We start from the raw sequence: 18,096 nt of genomic DNA on the forward strand, positions 1-18,096 counted from the left end.
CCGGCCATCCCCAGACGCTGAAGGCCTGGCGTCATCACCCACCCCTGATCGCCCAACTATCCAACAGGAGGCCCCAAGTATGGCGTCCATCGACGGTTCCTCATCCTTTCGCGGCACTGATGTGTCTGTTACTGACTCGGCTGTAACTGATTCGGCTGGCGCAGATTCATTTGTCGAAACACCTGGCGCCGGCGAGCAGATTCTGGCGTTTCTCGTAGACGGCCTGCTGGTCGAGGGGCTGCTGGACAGCGCCAAGCTGCGTGAAGACGACGATGCTGCGCGGCGTCAGGCCACCGCCTGGTTTGGCGCGGCAGCGGTGCAGGGCCAGACCCGTCTGTGGGACTGGCAGACACCCCAGGGCGAGCGCCTGGTCATGCTGCTGGAGCCAGGCATTGTCCAGGCCTGGCAGAAGGTGCCGGCGACCCCTGTGCTGATCGTGCCGGACGCTGATGCCAGCGCCATCGAGCTGGATGCACCAGCGCTGATGCGCCTTCTATGCCAGGCGAAGGGGGAGCCGGAGCCAGTGCCAGAGCCAGCCGAGGCCAACGGTGACCAGCCCCACAGCGGCTTGACCAAGGGCCAGCAGGTGTTTCTGCGTGCGCTGGAGGACAGCCTGTGGCAAGCCGAGGCGTCGATGCATCACGGCGTGCGCACCGATGACCTTGCGGCGCTGGATACCCACGCCCACTTTGTGCGGATGGAGCAATGGGCATCGCTGCTGGATCGCCCCTATCATCCGACGGCCAAGGCCAAGCAGGGCATGAGTGCCGATGAGTACCAGGCCTACATGGCGGAGTTCGCTCGTCCGGTGGGGCTCGTCTGGGTCGCCGTGGCGCGCCATCGGCTATGCACCGGCGCCGGCCTGGAGGCGGCAGACGGTGGTGACGTGGACAGCGTGCCCGCCGACTGGGTGCTGGCCCATGATGAGCGCCAGGCGCTTCAGGATGAGCTGAGAAACAAGGGTATCGACCAGACCCACGTGGCCTTGCCGGTGCATCCATGGCAGCACGAGCATGCGCTGCCGACGTGGTTAGCCACGGATCTTGAGGAGGGGCATTGCGTGACCCTTGAGACGGTTACCGGGGGCTGGTGGCCGACGTCATCACTGCGCTCGCTGCTGTCCACCCGCTGCTCCGAGCACAGCCTGAAGCTGCCTATGGCCATTCATTCCCTGGGCGCCTCGCGCTACCTGCCCGCCGTGAAGATGATCAATGGTGATCTCAGCGCCAGGCTGCTGGCCCAGGCCAGGCAGCGTGACCCGGTGCTGGCGAGTGCCCTGCACCTGTGTGACGAGGGCAAGTGGTGGGCCTACATGCCCGAAGATGCCAGCCTGTTTGACGAAGCCCCGCGTCATCTCAGCGCCATGGTGCGCAGCTATCCGCGGGAGCTGCTGGCCCAGCGTGATGTGCAGCTGGTGCCCATGGCGACCCTGGGGACGCCACTGCCGAGCGAGAACACGGCAAGCGCCCACCACCTGTTCAGCGACTGGATGGACCAGCGAGGCATGGAACATGGGGCCGAAAGCGCCAGAGCCCTGTTTGGCGAGCTGTGTTCGCGCTTTTTCGAGATCAACCTGCGTATGCTGAGGCTCGGGATGCTGGCGGAGGTCCATGGTCAGAATGCCGTGCTGGTAGTGCGTGATGGCCAGGTCGAAGGGCTGCTGCTCAGGGACCATGACTCGCTGCGCATCCACGTCGGTCAGCTCGAGCGTCACGGCATGCAGGACCCGTGCTACCGGATCAAGAAGGGACACGCCAATACCCTCTACCACGACAGTCAGGAGGCCCTGGTGTTCTGGCTTCAGACCCTGGCCATCCAGGTGAACCTGCGCGCCATCATCGACACCGTGGCGGGGCATTTCAGCCTGTCGAGTCGGGCCCTGTGGCAGGATCTCTGCGCGGTGCTGGACGGCGTGCTCGACGTCGTTCCCTTCGAAGACGGTGAGCGTCGTCGATTGAAGGCGGTGCTGTTCGAGCGCGAAAGCTGGCCCTACAAGCGCCTGATTGCACCGATCATCGAGCGCGCCGGCGGCCCCGGCAGCATGCCCTTCGGTGTCAGCGAGACCGTCAACCCGCTACGGGCCTGCCAGGGGGAGCCGACGCATCAGACAGCCGAGGCAACGGCCTGTGTCGAACAGGGTGTCAGTACCGCTGCCGAAGCCGACCACCAGAGGACGCTGCAGCAAGCCTGATCTAGCGTAAGAAAGTAGCGGCGGCATCGGTGAATACCGATGCCGCCGTTTTTTGTGCGCAAGACAGGGGATATTCAGCGCAGCCAGTCGGGGTGCTCGCGCAACATCGCCTCGCGGCGGCTGGCTTCTTCGGCTTGCTTGGCCAGGGCGCGCTCCGCCAGTGCGTCGGCGCGATGGGGCGGCAGCACGAACAGGCCGTCGTCATCGCCGAGAATCAGGTCGCCGGGTTCGATGGTGACGCCGTCAATGGCGACGGTGGTGTTGATCTCACCCTCCAACGACAGCGAGCGGGTGGTCAGCGGGCTGGTCCCCCTGGCGTAGACCGGCAGCGATAGGCGGGAGAGGGCGTCCCAGTCGGTAATGGCGCCGTTGGTGACGACCCCGGCAAGTCCCTTCTTGAGCGCCGCATAAGCACGAAACTCCCCCCAGCAGGCGCGCTGGTGGTCGCTGCCCACGTCGATCACCAGCACGTCGCCGGGCTCTGCCTGGATCAATGCTTCGCGGATGATGCTGCCATCGATATGCGGGATCTTGACCGTCAGCGCCGTGCCCAACAGGCGAATGGGACGTCGAATCGGCTGCAGCGACGCGATAGCGCCGAGGTCGCTGAAGTGGCCCAGGGTGGAGGTCGACAGGCTGCCCAGGCGTTCGATCTGTTCGTCACTGAAGCGCTGCTGTCGCGGCGCGATGTAAAACATGCTGGTCTCCTTATTGAAAGACGAGGCTGTTTGAACAAGACGGTATCAGCAAGACACCAGTGCTGACGTGATTACGCCTCGACCCGGCAGTCCCGCTGGGCTTGATCAGCACTTCAAGCAGCACGTCAGGCTACTGCCGGTGGCGATAGAGCAGATAGACGAAGAACGGGGCGCCGACGGCAGAAACGAAGATACCGGCCGGCAGGTCCTTGGGCAGAAAGGCCACCCGTCCCAGCAGGTCGGCATACAGCACGATCAGGGCGCCACACAGCGCGGCCGTTGGTACCAGGCGCGCCAGGCTGCGTCCTACCAGGCGAGCCGCCAGGTGTGGGGCGACCAGCCCGACAAAGCTGAGTCCGCCGACGAAGGCGACCGCGGCACCGGCCAGGGCCACGCTCAGCGCCAGCAGGATCAGGCGGCTCTGTTGCACGTTGACCCCAAGCCCCAGGGCGACGCTGTCACCCAGCGCCAGGGCATCCATATGTCGAGCCAACGCGAGACTGGCCGGTAGGGCGATCAACAGCCACGGCAGCAGCGACAGCACGTCCTGCCATTGGGCGGCGTACAGGCTGCCGGTCAGCCAGACGTAGGCGTGCAGCGCCGAGGCATCGTCGCTGATCACGATCAACAGCGTAGTGGCAGCGCCCATGGCCGCTGAAAGGCCGATGCCCACCAGCACGACGCGAGAGGGTTCAAGCCCCGCTCGCCAGGCCAGGGACACCACCAGCAGGGTGGCCAACACGGCCCCTGCGAGTGCCGCCAGCGGCAGCAGATTGATGCTCAGCGAACCGAGAAGGCCTGCCAGGAAGATCACGGCCGCCAGCGCTGCGCCGCTGGTGATGCCGATCACGTCCGGTGAGGCCAAGGGGTTTCTGACGATGCCTTGGAGGATCGCGCCGGCGCAGGCCAGCGCGGCGCCCGCCAGCACCGCCAGCAGGATGCGTGGCAGCCGAAGCTCCCAGATGATAAAGCCGACGTCGCTGTCTGCCGGTGCCACCAGGGCGCCGAGCACCTTGGGCGGCGACGTGGGGAAACTGCCCAGGGACAACGACAGCCCCATGCTGGCGAGCAGCGCCAGCCCGAGCAGGGTGACCACCCACAGGAAGCGATATCGTGCTGTGCGCTCCCGTGGCGAAGAGCAGCCCGGTGAGGTCAGGGAACTGCTGCTGTTGAGGCAGGTGTTCGCGCGGTGATTGGCGGCGGGTGTCGACAAGGTGTTGCGTCCCTGGGTCATGTCGCCACCTGCCGTCTGCGCGCCAGGTAGATGAAGAAGGGCGTGCCGAGCAGTGCCGTCATCACCCCGACCGGCACCTCCTGGGGCGGCATCAGAAACCGCGAGGCGATATCGGCGGCCAGCAGCAGGGTCGCACCCAGCACGCCACAGGCGGGCAACAGCCAGCGATGGTCGATACCGATCAGACCGCGAGCCATGTGCGGCACGATCAGCCCGACGAAGCCGATCATGCCGGCCAGGGCGACGGAGCTTCCCGCCAGCAGGATCACGCAGAGGCCGAGCAGCAGTTTTAGCGTACCTACGCGCATGCCGAGGCCGGTGACCATCTCGTCGCCCAGCAGCAGCGCATTGGCATGACGTGATAGCGTCGCGGTGATGGCCAGCGCCAAAATAAACAGGGGCAACAGGGGCACCACCAGATCGAGCTCGCGACCCGAAACGGATCCCGCCAACCAGTACAGCACGCTCTCGAAGCTCTGCTGGTCGAGGATCAGCAGGCCCTGGCTGAAGGACAGAAACATGGCGCTGACGGCAACCCCGGCCAGCACCACCCGCAGCGGAGACAGTTCACCGCGACGTCCTCGGCTGAGCGCCAGCACCAGCAAGGCGGCTACCAGCGCCCCCAGCAGCGCCGCCCAGACATACTGACCGGGGGCATGCAGCGGCAGCAGCGATACCGCCACGACCACGAAGAACATGGCGCCGGCATTGATGCCAAGGATGCCAGGCGAGGCCAACGGGTTGCGGGTCATGGTCTGCATCAGCACCCCGGCGATGGCCAGGCTTGAACCGGTCAGGGTCGCAATGACGGCCCGTGGCAGACGCTCGGAGACGATGATGATGTGGTCGATTCGGCCTCCGTCGTAGGCGCTCAGCGCCTGCCAGACATCGCTCAGGGTGATGTCGGTGGTGCCCAGCGTCACGCTCGCGGCGAAGGCCGCAAGCCACAACAGGATGCCGAGCACGAGTCCTGCCGAACGGGTGGTGGTGCGGTCAAGCATCAAGAATCCTGCTGGTCGTCAGTAGCGCGAGTGGAGCTGTGGGTTTTGGCAGCGGTTCTGGCGTCGGACGTGAAGGCCAGTTGGCAGTCTGCGGTGCCGACGGGCGCCTGCTGGGACGTGCGAACCGCTAGCGGCGTCGAGTCAGCGGCCAGCGGCAGTGAGCGTGATGCGGAAGCGGCAGACTCAGACGATGCAAGCTGGGGAAAATAGTGACGGTAAAGATCATCGAGCATGGCGTTGGCCGCCAGAATGCCGCCACCCATGATCCAGTTGACCGTATTGACCTCATACACCCGTCCCGCCTGTGCTGCCTTCAGGCGCTGCCACAGGGGATGCGCGGTCCAGTGACGGTAGGTGGCCAGGATGGCCGGGTCGTCTTCCAGCAGCACGAAGATGACGTCGGCATCCAGCGTCGGGATGTTCTCTTCGCTGGTCAGCTTGATGCCCCAGCCCTGGTCGCTGGCCGCATCGGGCTGCTCGAAGCCGATCTCGCCGAGAATGCTGCCGGCAAAGCCGGTGGAGTACAGGCGCAGGTGATCACTCTTGAAGCGGACCACGGCCGCCTTCTGCGGCCAATCATCGCCCAGGCGCTGCGCCAGCCGCTGACGCAGGTCGGTGATGCGGGCATTCCAGCAGGTCATCAGCTCGCGGGCCTGGGCCTCGCGGCCGGTGGCTTGTGCTACCTCGTCAAGGGAAGACCTGAAGTCATAGACGTTGGCCGCGAAGCGGGTTGGGGCGATACGTTCCAGCAGCGGGCGAACCCGCTCGTGGCGAAAACGCGTGCCAATAATGACGTCAGGGTCGAGCCAGGCGATCTTCTCGAGATTGGGCTGGGTTTCCAGGCCCACATGCTCCACCCCATTCAGCGCCGGTCGCAGATAGCGGTAGGTGGGCTTCTCCATCCAGGCGTCGACCACTCCAATCGGCGTCAGGCCCAGTGCCACGGCACTGTCGGTGGCGCCCTGGTAGAGCGTGACCAGACGCGGAGAGGTGGCTGGAGGTGGCGCCGTGTCCCCACGAGCCGTTTCAGCAAACAGCAGCATGCCGGCCAGCAGTGCGATGGCGGCAAACAGCAGAGCGCCCGACAGCAACGCCAGCAGCTTTAGCAGCTCGCGCAGCGCCGAAGGCGCTGAGCGGGGGCGCAAGGGCCTCGGGGACGATGGCGCTGCGCGGGGGCGCAAGGGCCTTGGGGGCGATGGCGCTGGCGGGTGCGATGATGGGCGTAACGTGGGAGAGGGCATCATGGGGCGGATCCGTCACGGAAGCATGTGGGCAGTGTGATGGCGTGTTGCCCGGCCCAGCCGCCAGGCCAGCGGCAGGCACAGCAGGGCGATCAGGGCGAGCGCGGTGAAGGCTTCACTCAGGGCCTGGGCACTGGCGCCAACACTGGCGTCACTGCCGGCGAGCTGGTCGACTCGGGCATCGTAGTAAAGCGACAGCGCCACCAGCCCCAACGATGCGACCAGGCGTCGGGCCATATTGTTCATGGCGGAGGCCTGGGTCATCTCGGCGTCAGGCAGCGCGCGTACGCCGACAGTCGTGGCAGGCAGGTAGCCGCAGGCAAGGCCGATTCCGCGAAGTCCCATCCAGGCCCCGACCAGCCACACCGGCGCAGCCGGTGACATCAGGGCGAGTCCCATCAGGCTGATCGCGGTCACGCCGAGCCCCACCAGCAGACACCATTGGGGCGGGTAGCGGTCGATCATGCGGCCGGCCTGGGGCGAGCACAGTGAGGCGGTAAGGGCGGTGGCCAGAAACACCAGTCCGGTGACGAAAGGATTGGCACCTAGCACCTGCTGCATCCACAGTGGCGTCAGCAGGACGCAGCCAAACAGAATGATCGATTGCAGGCAGGCCAGCACCACGCTCAAGCGGTAGGCCGAGTGGCGAAATAACGACAGTGCCAGCAAAGGTGCCGTGGTACGTTGCTCCACCAGGACAAAGGCCACCAGGCAGGCGATTCCCGCGGTCAGCGGCACCGCCACACCAATGGACAGCAGGTTTTCAAGGGTCTCGACCCGTCCCAGAGCAGCAAGCACCGCCCCCATGCCAAAGGTGATCAGCACGAAGCCCGGCAAGTCGAAGCGGCGCTGACGATTGGGCGCTTCACGCCGCAGGCAGCGCCAGCCCAGGGCCAGGCCGAGCAGTGCAAAGGGAAGGTTCATCAGAAACAACGCACGCCAGTGGGTCAGCTCCAGCAAAAGACCTCCCACCGTGGGACCGATGGCAGGCGCAATCATGACGGCAAAGCCCCATATACCGCTGATTCGGCCCCGCTGCTCAGGCGGGTAGGCGGCAAAGATCAACGCCAGGGACAGCGGGATCATCAGGCCGGCAGCGGTGCCCTGAAGGGCGCGCGCCATGATGATGCCCGACAGGCTGTCGGCCATGGCTCCGAGCAGGGACCCCGCCAGAAATCCCGACAGCCCCAGCAAGTAGATCGTGCGGCGGCCGAAGCGGTCGGCCAGGTAGCCGGTGAGGGGCATGCTCATGGCCATGCTGATCATGAACAGCGTGATGACCCAGTTCACCTGGCTGGCGCTGGCCTCGAAGGTCACCATCAGCTCTGCCACCGCGAGGTTGAGCGCACTGTTGTTGAGGCTCACGGTAAAGGTGCCCAGCAGCACGCTGGCCAGTACCCAGGCACCTCCTGGCGTGACCTCGGCGGTATCGTCGTCAGTGGCCCGCGGCGGTGACGCGTCATCACCCAGGGCATCTTGGTTCTCGTCAGCTGTGCCAGCGCGAGAGGACAGCGCGGTGGGCGAGCGAGAAGAAGACGGTGCCGAGGGGCGAAGCGTGGACATGAAGCGTCTCACCGTAGTGATAAAGCGTGAGCATCGAGGGGCGATGATCATGCCATGTCGCAAAGGCAAATGCAATTCATTATCAAATAAGGCGTTGCCGTCAGCAACCGGGGGCGCCGCACGCTGTTGGGCAAACAAAGGCGCCAGACCCAAAGGCCTGGCGCAGGTAATCTGGATGGGTGTCAGGACACAGCCCGATGGTAGGTCTTAGAAATCCATCGTCCAACCCAGGGTAAAGGTGCGTCCCCGACCCTGGTAGTCATACAGGTACTCTGGACCATAGTAGGGAGAGTAGAACATCGCGGCGCGCTGACCCCAGACCGTGGAGTATTCTTCGTCGAGAAGGTTGTCGATGCCAAGGGTCAGGCGGCCGATGTCGATGTCCTGAGCCAGGGCCAGGTCCACCGTGGTATAGCCATCGATTTGACGGTCGTTGTCATCTTCCAGGTTGTGGGCATGGTTGGCCTGCAGGCGCGCGCTGCGACCCGCGGCCATATCGTTCCATCCAACGAAGGCCGTCGCCGATGACAGCGAGGCGTAGCGGGCGTCACGCTTGTTCCACTGTCCGTCGTCGTCTTCCTGTTCCGAGCGGACCAGGTGCAGGGTGCCGCCGACTTCGAAGCCCCCGTCCAGGTAGCGAGTGACAGCAGCCTCAAGACCGTAGTCACGCTTGTTTTCCTCAACCACGCTGACGGACAGGTCTTCGGCGTTTTCCACCGCCTTGTCAGACCACGCATAGTAAAGCGCTGCCTGGGTGCTCCAGTCGGCGTTGTTGAAGCGCCATCCCAGCTCTACCTGATCCGTCTTGATGGCATCCAGCGGGTTGTCGTCGACGCTGACGTCGGCGCTCTTGCCGTAATACTTGGCAGGATCGGGCAGCTCGAAGCCTTGACTGAACTGAATCCAGTTCTGGTGACCATTGCCATAGTCGTACAGCGCGCTGGCATTGAGTAGCGTCGCGTCGTAGTCATTCTCGCCGCCGGGGATGCCATTGAAGTCGTCGACCTCGACATCCATGTGCTGCTGACGAACCCCCGCAGACAGGGTCAGCCCCTCGGTTACCCGCCAATCCCCCTGGGCGAAGCCTGCATAGCCATCCACTTCATAGCTGGGGTAGCGGGGGACCACGTCACTGCGCTGCTGAGTCAGCCCGCCACTGGCGTTGGACGCAGCGATATCAAAGAGCATCTGGTTGGCGTCGAAGGACTCCCGGTCCATGTCGACCCCATAGGTCAGTGACACGCTGTCGCTCAGGTCGGCGTCAAATAACGCCTTGATGCCGCCAAGGTTGGTGTTCTGCTTGGAGGTACGAAACTCGATGCCCTCAGATGTCGCGTAGGGGAAGGCGTTGAAGCTGGCTTCCTCCTCCCGATAGAAGGCCTGCAGGTAGAAGTCCTGGCCCAGCAGGTCAGCGTGATGATACTGCAGGTTGACCATGCGACGGTCGGTCGCCGGGTCCCGGTCCGATGAGTAGCCGTCACGGATCTCGGCACCGTCCAGGTTGCCCAGGGTCAGGTTGGGGAAATACAGGCCGCGATCCCCTTCATAGGCGGAGCGGTAGAGCTGAGCCCCTAGCGTCAGTGTCTGTTGTGGCGCCAGCCTGACATCGACGCTGCCCATGATGTCGATGGAGCGGTTGTCCTGCAGGTCGGTCTGGGCGATATCCGGGAAGATCTCGTCACCGCGACCGTCGTAGAAACGGCCGTTGTCCTGATACGCCACCGCCAGACGACCTTGAATCTGCTCGTTGCCGCCGCTGATGTCCTGGGCGAGACGAAAATCGGCATCGTCGCTGTCATTGAAGCCGCTGGTCACGCTGATGGCGGTGGAAAAGTGGCGCCCGGGACCTTCCCCCTTCTTGGTGACGATGTTGATGATGCCGCCGGTGGCACCTCCGCCATACAGGCTGCTGGCGCCGGACAGCACCTCTACGCGCTCTATGTTGAAGGGGTCAATCGCATCGAACTGGCGCGAGAGACCACGAGAGCTGTTCAGCGAGACCCCGTCGATCAGCACCTGAACGCTACGGCCACGCATGTTTTGGCCGTAGTTGGTGCGCCCCTGAGGGGCCAGGTCCAGACCGGGCACCAGACGACCAAGGGCCGTTTTCAGATCCGCGCCAGTGGCGATCTGGGTGTTCAGCTGTTGCTGGTCAACGACCCAGACGGCACCGGGAATCTCACTGATCGATTTGGGCGTTCGCGAGCCGACCACCACCATGGTGTCGGCGGTAACCTCCGCTTGCGTGGTGGTCGCGGCAACGGAAGTGTCGTTTTGTGCCAGGGCCGTAGCAGGTGTTGCCAGGGTCAGCAGCAGCGCTGCGTAGCCGGAGCGGCAGGGCGTTCGCGGTGATGCTGAGTCGCAGGCGAGGGGGAAGCGAATGGCGTGGGAAAGAGGATGTCTGGGGTGCATGAAAGGATCGCTGAATAAGAAACACCGCCGCCATTAGGCGTGTCGGCGAAACAACGCGTGAAAGCCTCTTCGGGCTTCATCGCAACCGGCCAGCAGGCATCGAAGGGGCAGCTGTCGCTGCTGGCGCAAGCAATATAACGAATTGTGGAAATAATGCGAAGCGTTCGTATTAAAGATTGTGGTTTGTGCAAGTCAAGCTCCCCCCCTCGCCGACCAGAGGCACAAGGCGTAGGCTGGATGCCTCTACTACACGACGATCAGGAGGCTTGATGACACGGGTAAAGATCCTCAAGCAGGGCACGATCCACTGCTTTCCTCCCGGGCTGCGTGACGACCAGGGCGAGCTGGTCAACGCCGAGATTTCTGCGGTGGCCTACGATGGCGAGCGACTGCTGATGGCCAGCGACAAGCCGATCCCCGGTCACGAGCGTTCCGCCGCCTTCAGCCTGCCGTTGACCGCCGATGGTCCCGACGACAACCGCATCGACTACCTGACCCAGCAGACCATCAAGGAAGCGGTGAAATATGAAGACTTCGCCCTGACCACCGATGGGCGCCACATGATCGCCACCACCGGCTTTGATCGCATCGACGACGAGACTCACGATCTCAACGCCTATAACCACCTGCTGATCTGGCCCCTTCACGAGCCTGACCGGGTCCAGGTGGTGGACCCCGACCCCCGCGACGGCGTGGAAGGCTCGCTCGAGTTTCGGCGCAAGATGGACGCAGCCGTAGGCGAGCCCTACTACAAGATCGAGGGTCTGGCCGCGATCCCCGGCGAGCGTGGCGATGGCCTGCTGTTGTTCGGCATCCGCGAGCAGGGCAAGGCCCACGATGACTTCGACTATGTGCGCCGGGTCATCGGTGCCCACTACATCATCAACGACAATGACAACCTGGAATTCGTCGATGCCCTGCATGACGTCTTCAGCTTCGACCCCGGCGAGTACGACGGCGTGGACCACGTCTGTGGCCTGTCTAGCCTTGAGTACGATCCCTACCACGGCCAGCTTTACCTGCTGACCAGCTTCGAGACCGAAGAGGGCGACGACGAGGTCATCGGCGGCTATCTGTGGGTGATGTCGCTGCATGACTTCCGCCAGGGCAGGACACCCACCCTGGTGCGCGACGAGAACGACAAGGTGCTCGAGTTCGAACACAAGGCCGAAGGCCTCGCCGTACTTGACCGCGAACGTCTGTTCGTCGCCTACGACAACGACCGCAACTACGACCTGCACAGCGTCAGCGAACGCGACGAACGCCGCTGCTGCGAAGCCCCCTACACCATCCTTGGGCTGGTGCAGTAGACCCAACGTCATCCAGGCACCGCACAACCCCACATCGAACCGCGGTATAGCAGGACACGGAGGCGGCGACGGGAGAGTCCTGGAGAGCGTCAGTGAGCGATAGAGGGCGAAGAGCGATAACGCGTGAGTAGAGGTGTGGGAAAAAGGCGCGGGAAGAAAGGGCGCGGGGAATCGGCGAAAGGAGAAGGGCGCCGCGGGTACGCCAGCGGTACAGCCAGTCGCCAAATCGGTTCTTGAGGCGCCCAAGCGATGATGCGACCAGGGCTGTGATGTGAGGAAGGGCACAGCCGAAACGCCTCGAAGACCGCCATACTGACCAGTGGCAAGCGTCCACCTGAAACCCGCTGGCCTACGGCCGCCGCATTCGCTATCATACGTCCGCGCTGATAAGGGCCTATAGCTCAGTTGGTTAGAGCAGGGGACTCATAATCCCTTGGTCGTAGGTTCAAGTCCTACTGGGCCCACCATTCAGATCAGCGTCCTAGCCGAGTTGGTTAAGTCCTTCCGAGAATTTGGTGTCCGTAACGGCGTCCGTTGTGCCGTCCCTGGCACCCGCCTCAAGCCGACACGGTATCTTCAGCCAGGTAGATCCTGGCAGCTGGAAAGCCGTTATCCTCAAGACTGGGTGGCTACGGCTATCGCCGTCTGGCGTGTGTCCTGGGGGAGAAGCGCAAGCCGATCCAACGCATCTTGCAGCTCAAAGGTTGGTAGGTGCGCAAGCGGCCCCAAGGCTTCCGGCCGCGTGCCCGTGGCCTGCCGTCCGTCGCCTCTTGGCCTAATGAGCGTTGGGCCACCGACCTCACCCATGTGTGGTGCGGTAAGGATCGGCGGGCCAGCCGGGCGGTGATCATCGACTGTTGCACCCGAGAGATCCTTGGTTGGCGATTGTCGGACAACGGCAGCAGCAAGACGGCTGAAGCAGCGCTGGAAGAGGCTCTGGTACATCGATTCGGCGCACTGAGTCGGACTCATCAACCGCTGGCCCTGCGCTCTGACAACGGCCTCGTTTTCAGCAGTCGGCACTATACAGCGACAGTGAGGGCCTACGGGCTCACATAAGGGGTCAAGAGTCCTGGCCCTCGAAGCCTCTATTAGAGCCAGCATGATACCTATCGTCATGTGCAGGCGCATTCGTGCGCTTCACGCTATCATTGATAGCATTGTAATCACATGGAGAGTCTGGCATGGCTTCGATCACGATCCGCAACTTGGATGAGCAGTTGAAGGCTCAGCTTCGCATGCAGGCGGCAAGGCATGGCCATTCCATGGAAGAGGAGGTCCGCATCATTCTACGTAGTGCCTTAAACCAGCCTCAGGCAAAGGGGCTGGGGACTCGCATACGTGAGCGATTCGCAGACGCGGGAGGCATCGAACTGGAAGTGCCGCCTAGGTCTGAGCCACGTGATCCGGGCTTCGGCGCATGATTGTTCTCGATACCAACGTGCTATCCGAGCTGATACGGCCTGTGCCAAACGCCCGGGTTGTCGACTGGCTGGACAGGCAGGATGCTATTTCCGTGACAATTTCCGCTATTACAGTCGCTGAAATTCTCTATGGCATCGAGCGCCTGCCCGACGGTAGACGCAAACGTGGTTTCGCAGCCATGGCGGCGGCAATGTTTGAGGAAGATTTCTCTGGCTGCATTCTATCGTTCGATAGCGGGGCTGCGATTCACTACGCAGAGCAGGTCGCTGCCAGCGAGAGTGCAGGAAGGCAGGTTCACATGGCCGATGCCCAAATTGCGGCTATCTGCATCCAGCATGGAGCGGTGTTGGTGACACGCAACGTAAAGGATTTCGAGACGTTGAGCGTCGAGACGACCAACCCTTGGGAAATGGGCTGATATCGGTACACTGACGGTATAGTGGTAGGTTCGGGTAGGTGACACTAAATTTCGCTAAGCTGCTGATATTCCTCTTTTTTAATCCTTGCTAGATTGCGGTCGATTTCGTAGAATTTTGATTATCTTATTGATTTAAAAGCGAAGTTATAATTCCTTGGTCGTAGGTTCAAGTCCTACTGGGCCCACCATTCAGACCAGCGTCTTACGACTTCCCTTCCGAGAGTCCCAACGTCCAAGGGATCCGTTTCAGTAGTCAGTTTCAGTAGAGCGCCGATCCTTCTGTCCCCTGGAGACTTTACATGGCCACCATCGTCAAGACCCCCGCCGGCAGCTAGAAAGCCGTTATCCGCAAGACCGGCTGGACTGCCACCGCCCGCACTTTGCATTCGTTTTCGCACCAAGCGTGACGCTCAGGACTGGGCACGCCGCACCGAACACGAAATGGTGCGTGATAGGGGGGAATCGCAAATCCAGCGCAGTGCCTCGGAGCGCATGACGCTCGAAGCCGCCCTCAAGCGCTATCTCGCCGATGTTACCCCGACCTAGAAGCCCTAAGCTCTTATAAAAAGCTCAGAAGTGAATCGCTCGGTCTACCCGACTTATTTTAGAGAAGGCGGCCACTGGCGAGCTGTGTGTACCACACTCAGTACCCGCACCTGCATCCCCACAACGTCATAGACCAATATGTAGCTGGGGTGAACAACCAGCTCTCGGGATCCCGGAGCACGGCCATGTCGTCCACTGTCAGGCTGGTCCACCAGCTGTGCCGCCTTCTCTGAAAACAGTTCATCCAACGTCAAGGCTGCCAGCGGGTTCTCAGCTTCTATGTAGTCGTAAATGTCGTCACGATCCTGGATCGCCTCTGGCGTCCAGACCAGCTCCATCATTTAGACTTCGCCAGACGAGCACGGGTAGCTGCACGGCGGGCAGCAGACCTTGCTTCCACATCGGCGGCAGGTATCAGATTTCCAGCGTCTGCCGAGGCCCGTGATTGCTCCACCTTGGCAATCAGCCAGGCATCATAATCCTGCGCTTCCTGCTGTTGCGCTACATAGTTGCGCATAAAGTCGCGTAGAAGCTGTGCCCCGGTACGGTCGTGAGCCTTGGCCGCATTGGCAAACTCTGCTTTCAGGTTTTCGTCGACCCGAAAGGTGAAGGTAGCATCGCTCATAACACCATCCTCATGTGTTACACGGTAACTACAGAGTAGCACGGAGAGAATGCCATGCATCCACACGCATCCGCCATGGGCAGGTACGTGGGCGGTACATGTGGATTAATCACACGCTTGGTGAATAGTTCAGGACGCCGGTTCTGCCAGTCTTTCATCGCAGAAACTGGGGCCTGGTGCTTCAATGCCTTCTGCGGGATGTAATGATTGTACAGCCAGCAGTACCGTTTTAGCGTTTGCTCCAGGTCTTCTCCGGAGACATAGCGACGCGTCGCCAAGATGTCACTGATACAGCCATTGAAGCGTTCGACCATTCCGTTGGTTTGAGGGTGGCCCGGCCGAATCAGGCGGTGCTCCACGTGGTGCTCTGCACATGCCTGGTCAAACGGATGCTGTCCGGTGGGCTTGCGCTCTCCACCAGAGGTGAAGCGATCCGTGAAGCTCTTGCCATTGTCCGTCAGCACCTTTTGGACCTTGAACGGGGCATTCTCAACGACCCGATGAAAAAAACGCTTCAGCATCGCTTACCGCCTGGCGGGAGCGCAGCTCTATATAGACCCTGCGAGTAGCTCGGTCGATGGCAACGTACAGATAGCGGCGCTGCGTCTCATCAGGCATCTGCGGCAGATACTTGATATCGATATGGAGGTAGCCCGGTTTGTAGTCTCGAAAGGACTTGGGCGCCTCCTTCTTGCCCTCCTGATCCCTCTTAGCCAATTGGGCCAAGGTGGGTACCTGGCGGCGTTTCAACATCCGGTGGAGCGCCGCTCTGGATAGCGTGGGGTGCAAAAACTCCCAGGCGACGACGAGCAGGTCGTCGAGCCCGAGACGAAGGAATTCGCGTGCCGCAATCAGCACCTCTTCCTGCTCGTGAAGTGACTCCCACTTTCACGATCTACGTCATTGGCCAGTCAGCTGGCGGGTAGCGGAGGGTGTCGATCCAACCTATATCTGGCCAGGAGGCCTCCGTGATAAGTGGCCCCAACTCCATATAGACGTTGGGGAGATATACGTACTTGAGGGCGGAGGAACATCGTCGCTTAGTATATTGCGTCGTGCCCTTGCCAGTGTACCCCGATGACGACCATCGCATTCTGGATGGTGCCAGGTGCGAGCTACCCGAATGCCCAGCTGTGTGGGCGCATGAAGGGACTGGCGGAAATTCGCCGGCTCAAGAGTGATTTAGGAACTGGAATGACAGAGTTGCGGCCTTGACGAGGGTGTCACAGACATAGCCCTGAACACGAACGGCCACCTCGGTCTTGAAACCGGGTGGCCGTTCGCGTTTTCTGCAGCGCTTTATGGTTGCTGGTTCAGCTCTCGGGGGTCATTGCTCGGCGATGTCGAAATCGCCATTGGTGCGTACGTAGAGCAGTGTCTCGCCGTCGGCACTGGTGGCGATGTCATGGGTGATCTCGCCCTGTGAACCGAAGTAGCTGCCGGTCGTCAGGTGCTGGCTGTCGTTCTTGCCCTCGGTCTCGTGGGTCAGGTCGCCCTTGATGACCACGGCGCGGAATTCGTCGGCGTGGCTTGTGATCTCAACCGAGAAATCGGCTGGCAGTTTCACCAGACGGCCACTCATCTGTCCGGCGTCCGGGTTGCCCCACAGGAAAGCGGTCTTCGGGCCTTGTATGGCGTCGTCGCTGCCCGGAAGGCTGATCCAGCGAATGTCATTGGCATCCAACCATACCAGGTTGTTTTCGGCGACATTCAGCGGTTCTTCATCGTTGTGGAAGGCCTCGGATTCTGGCTGTACCAGATAGGGCCCTTCATCGATCTCGATGTAGGCCATGTTGACCTCGTCACGGGCTGCGGTGATATGAGACTCCCCCGCCGGCTGGATCCAGAACGAGCCTGCGGGCAGCCACTGCTCGTCGGCGTTCTTGTCATCGTTGTGAACCTCGCCCTGAATGACCACACCACGATAGGTAATGTTGTGGATGTGAGGCGGTGAGGAGAAACCTTCATTGAACTTCACCAGGAAGCCGGAAGCGCCATCCTTGGTGCGGTCACCCCACAGGTCGCCTGCGGCCGGGCTCTGGTCACCGCGCAGCGGATTGAGATAGCCCCAGTCGATATCGGACTGCTGGACGACTTCGCTGGTTGGCGTGAGCGAAGACTGGCCATCAGCGTGGGCGGTGATGCTGGTAACGGCGATCGAGAGGCCAAGTAGAGCAAGGGAGAAAGGACGTTTCATGATGGCTGCCTGTCTGTCTGAGCATTGAAAGGAAAGGCGCATCGCCGATGCGCTGGCAATCGACGCGGTGAATTTTGGAAGGCACAGGCGGCGTGATAAAGCGGCAAAGGGGGGAAACACTATTCGTCAGAACACGATAATCTGGCGCTGATGCTGGGCGTGGTGCTGTGGGTCGACGCTAGGGTGAAGCCACGACATGCGGCGTTTCTTCTTCCTAGAGTCGATGAGAATTCCTCGATAGGTCATGGTCGGCGCAAAAGAACGCTGTCGTGATGGACCTCTTCGTGGGCAAGGCCGCCCTTGCTGAGGTGGCTCTCCAGCATGATCTTATCGTCCCAGGCCACGGCGGTGTGCCATCGACACCGTCTGGCATTTCGGGTAAGGCTGGCTGGAGCGGCTTTCCTCTGTATGGCTATCGTCGAGTGGCACGCGCCCTGGTAGAGACGTGCAAGCCATACCGCGCCCCCTTCAGCTTAAGACTGGCAAGTGTGCAAGCGGCCCCAAGGCTTCCGCCCTCGCACCGAGAGTCAGCAGTTCTTGCCTAGAGGCCTAACGGTGGTCGTCATTGACTGCTACTTGCGAAGACCCTTGGCTTGCGATTATTGGACAACAGCTTCGTCTTAAGCAGTCGGTAGTCTACGTCGTCGGTGAAGACCGGCGCGCTCGCACAAGAGCTCACGACGCCCTACACCCCGGAAAGACGGCTTTGTCGAGCACATCTTTCTGCCCCCGATGGCTGAGTGCATCTGGATCCACTGTTTTGAATCGGTGGGCCAATCCAAGGTTGTGATTGATCACTGGACCCGGCATTACAACGATGAACGGGCGCATCAGTCCTTGACGCTGTGTGGCATCCCGAACACTCCCTGCCTTGACCGCGAGGGTTATGCAGAAGCCTGGGGAGCAACTGGAAGAGCCAAGCTGTTGTAGATCGAGAATCACCTCATAACATCAAACCTTTACGTCAATTTCATCGCTCGATGGTAGATTCCATGAGGTGGCATGGGAGTGTATTCATGAAGCGCACCATTTTGGTGCGTAGCTAAGGCTGGCTCTTTGTGGTTGCACCTTCACCGAACGTCTGATTTTTCGACTAAAGATGAAGAGAAAATGAGTCGAGAAAAGGTTCGGCGGCATGCTACGTTCGACTATATCTGATTGATATTTATTTATTTTTATTTTTTGTTTGGATCCTCAGTAGAGTGTTGTATCAGCGCTTGACGGCTAGGCGTGTA

14 protein-coding genes, 1 tRNA gene and 2 pseudogenes are annotated in these 18,096 nt (G+C 61.6%); 7 read left to right on the plus strand and 10 right to left on the minus strand.

Features of this window, described 5'->3' with window-relative positions; translation table 11 throughout:
- The first annotated feature begins 79 nt into the window (after positions 1-79).
- Complete coding sequence (locus KUV45_RS13480) at positions 80-2,191, plus strand: IucA/IucC family protein (RefSeq protein ID WP_222161786.1); 2,112 nt, start codon at positions 80-82, stop codon at positions 2,189-2,191.
- Between the two features lie 74 nt (positions 2,192-2,265).
- Here KUV45_RS13480 and KUV45_RS13485 read toward each other — a convergent pair whose 3' ends face one another.
- The 6 genes from KUV45_RS13485 to KUV45_RS13510 form a co-directional block, all read right to left on the minus strand.
- Positions 2,266-2,889 carry an RraA family protein gene (locus KUV45_RS13485; RefSeq protein WP_222161787.1) on the minus strand — a complete coding sequence of 208 codons (624 nt, stop codon included), beginning with the start codon at positions 2,887-2,889 and terminating at the stop codon, positions 2,266-2,268.
- Positions 2,890-3,019: 130 nt separating this feature from the next.
- Positions 3,020-4,123: an iron ABC transporter permease gene (locus KUV45_RS13490; RefSeq protein WP_222161788.1), complete on the minus strand. Its 1,104-nt coding sequence runs from the start codon at positions 4,121-4,123 to the stop codon at positions 3,020-3,022.
- Entirely contained in the window at positions 4,120-5,124 is a 1,005-nt protein-coding gene (locus KUV45_RS13495; RefSeq protein WP_222161789.1) for an iron ABC transporter permease, read from the minus strand. Before KUV45_RS13495 ends, KUV45_RS13490 begins: the two co-directional genes overlap by 4 nt.
- On the minus strand, positions 5,124-6,269 hold the full coding sequence (locus KUV45_RS13500) for an ABC transporter substrate-binding protein (protein ID WP_224851819.1): 1,146 nt from the start codon (positions 6,267-6,269) through the stop codon (positions 5,124-5,126). Before KUV45_RS13500 ends, KUV45_RS13495 begins: the two co-directional genes overlap by 1 nt.
- 111 nt (positions 6,270-6,380) lie before the next feature.
- On the minus strand, positions 6,381-7,928 hold the full coding sequence (locus tag KUV45_RS13505; protein ID WP_222161790.1) for a DHA2 family efflux MFS transporter permease subunit: 1,548 nt from the start codon (positions 7,926-7,928) through the stop codon (positions 6,381-6,383).
- 207 nt (positions 7,929-8,135) lie between these two features.
- Positions 8,136-10,340 (minus strand): TonB-dependent receptor, encoded by a 2,205-nt coding sequence (locus KUV45_RS13510; RefSeq protein ID WP_222161791.1) that lies wholly within the window; start codon positions 10,338-10,340, stop codon positions 8,136-8,138.
- Between the two features lie 269 nt (positions 10,341-10,609).
- Here KUV45_RS13510 and KUV45_RS13515 point away from each other — a divergent pair, with 269 nt between their 5' ends.
- The 5 genes from KUV45_RS13515 to KUV45_RS13535 all read left to right on the plus strand — a co-directional run bounded on the left by KUV45_RS13515 (position 10,610) and on the right by KUV45_RS13535 (position 13,493).
- Positions 10,610-11,650: a hypothetical protein gene (locus KUV45_RS13515; protein WP_222161792.1), complete on the plus strand. Its 1,041-nt coding sequence runs from the start codon at positions 10,610-10,612 to the stop codon at positions 11,648-11,650.
- A 390-nt stretch (positions 11,651-12,040) separates the two neighbouring features.
- A tRNA-Ile gene (locus KUV45_RS13520) sits at positions 12,041-12,117 on the plus strand.
- A gap of 244 nt (positions 12,118-12,361) precedes the next feature.
- Positions 12,362-12,709 carry a DDE-type integrase/transposase/recombinase gene (locus tag KUV45_RS20475; protein ID WP_222161793.1) on the plus strand — a complete coding sequence of 116 codons (348 nt, stop codon included), beginning with the start codon at positions 12,362-12,364 and terminating at the stop codon, positions 12,707-12,709.
- A 125-nt stretch (positions 12,710-12,834) separates the two neighbouring features.
- On the plus strand, positions 12,835-13,074 hold the full coding sequence (locus KUV45_RS13530; RefSeq protein WP_206943143.1) for a plasmid stabilization protein: 240 nt from the start codon (positions 12,835-12,837) through the stop codon (positions 13,072-13,074).
- Positions 13,071-13,493: a type II toxin-antitoxin system VapC family toxin gene (locus tag KUV45_RS13535; protein ID WP_222161794.1), complete on the plus strand. Its 423-nt coding sequence runs from the start codon at positions 13,071-13,073 to the stop codon at positions 13,491-13,493. Before KUV45_RS13530 ends, KUV45_RS13535 begins: the two co-directional genes overlap by 4 nt.
- A 599-nt stretch (positions 13,494-14,092) precedes the next feature.
- Here KUV45_RS13535 and KUV45_RS13540 read toward each other — a convergent pair.
- The 4 genes and pseudogenes from KUV45_RS13540 to KUV45_RS13555 form a co-directional block, all read right to left on the minus strand.
- Entirely contained in the window at positions 14,093-14,380 is a 288-nt protein-coding gene (locus tag KUV45_RS13540) for a type II toxin-antitoxin system RelE/ParE family toxin (RefSeq protein ID WP_222161795.1), read from the minus strand.
- The gene (locus KUV45_RS13545; protein WP_222161796.1) at positions 14,377-14,664 is read right to left on the minus strand and encodes a CopG family ribbon-helix-helix protein; all 288 of its coding nucleotides are present in this window, start codon (positions 14,662-14,664) and stop codon (positions 14,377-14,379) included. Before KUV45_RS13545 ends, KUV45_RS13540 begins: the two co-directional genes overlap by 4 nt.
- A gap of 17 nt (positions 14,665-14,681) precedes the next feature.
- Positions 14,682-15,534: pseudogene (locus KUV45_RS13550) on the minus strand (DDE-type integrase/transposase/recombinase); the annotation flags it as partial.
- Between the two features lie 457 nt (positions 15,535-15,991).
- Positions 15,992-16,861, minus strand: coding sequence for a DUF4437 domain-containing protein (locus tag KUV45_RS13555; protein WP_222161797.1), 870 nt, complete (start codon positions 16,859-16,861; stop codon positions 15,992-15,994).
- A 681-nt stretch (positions 16,862-17,542) separates the two neighbouring features.
- Here KUV45_RS13555 and KUV45_RS20480 point away from each other — a divergent pair.
- Positions 17,543-17,791, plus strand: a pseudogene (locus KUV45_RS20480) (integrase core domain-containing protein); the annotation flags it as partial.
- Positions 17,792-18,096 lie beyond the last annotated feature (305 nt).

It is taken from the genome of Halomonas sp. DP3Y7-2 (assembly GCF_019800795.1).
GTDB classification, from domain to species: domain Bacteria; phylum Pseudomonadota; class Gammaproteobacteria; order Pseudomonadales; family Halomonadaceae; genus Halomonas; species Halomonas litopenaei_A.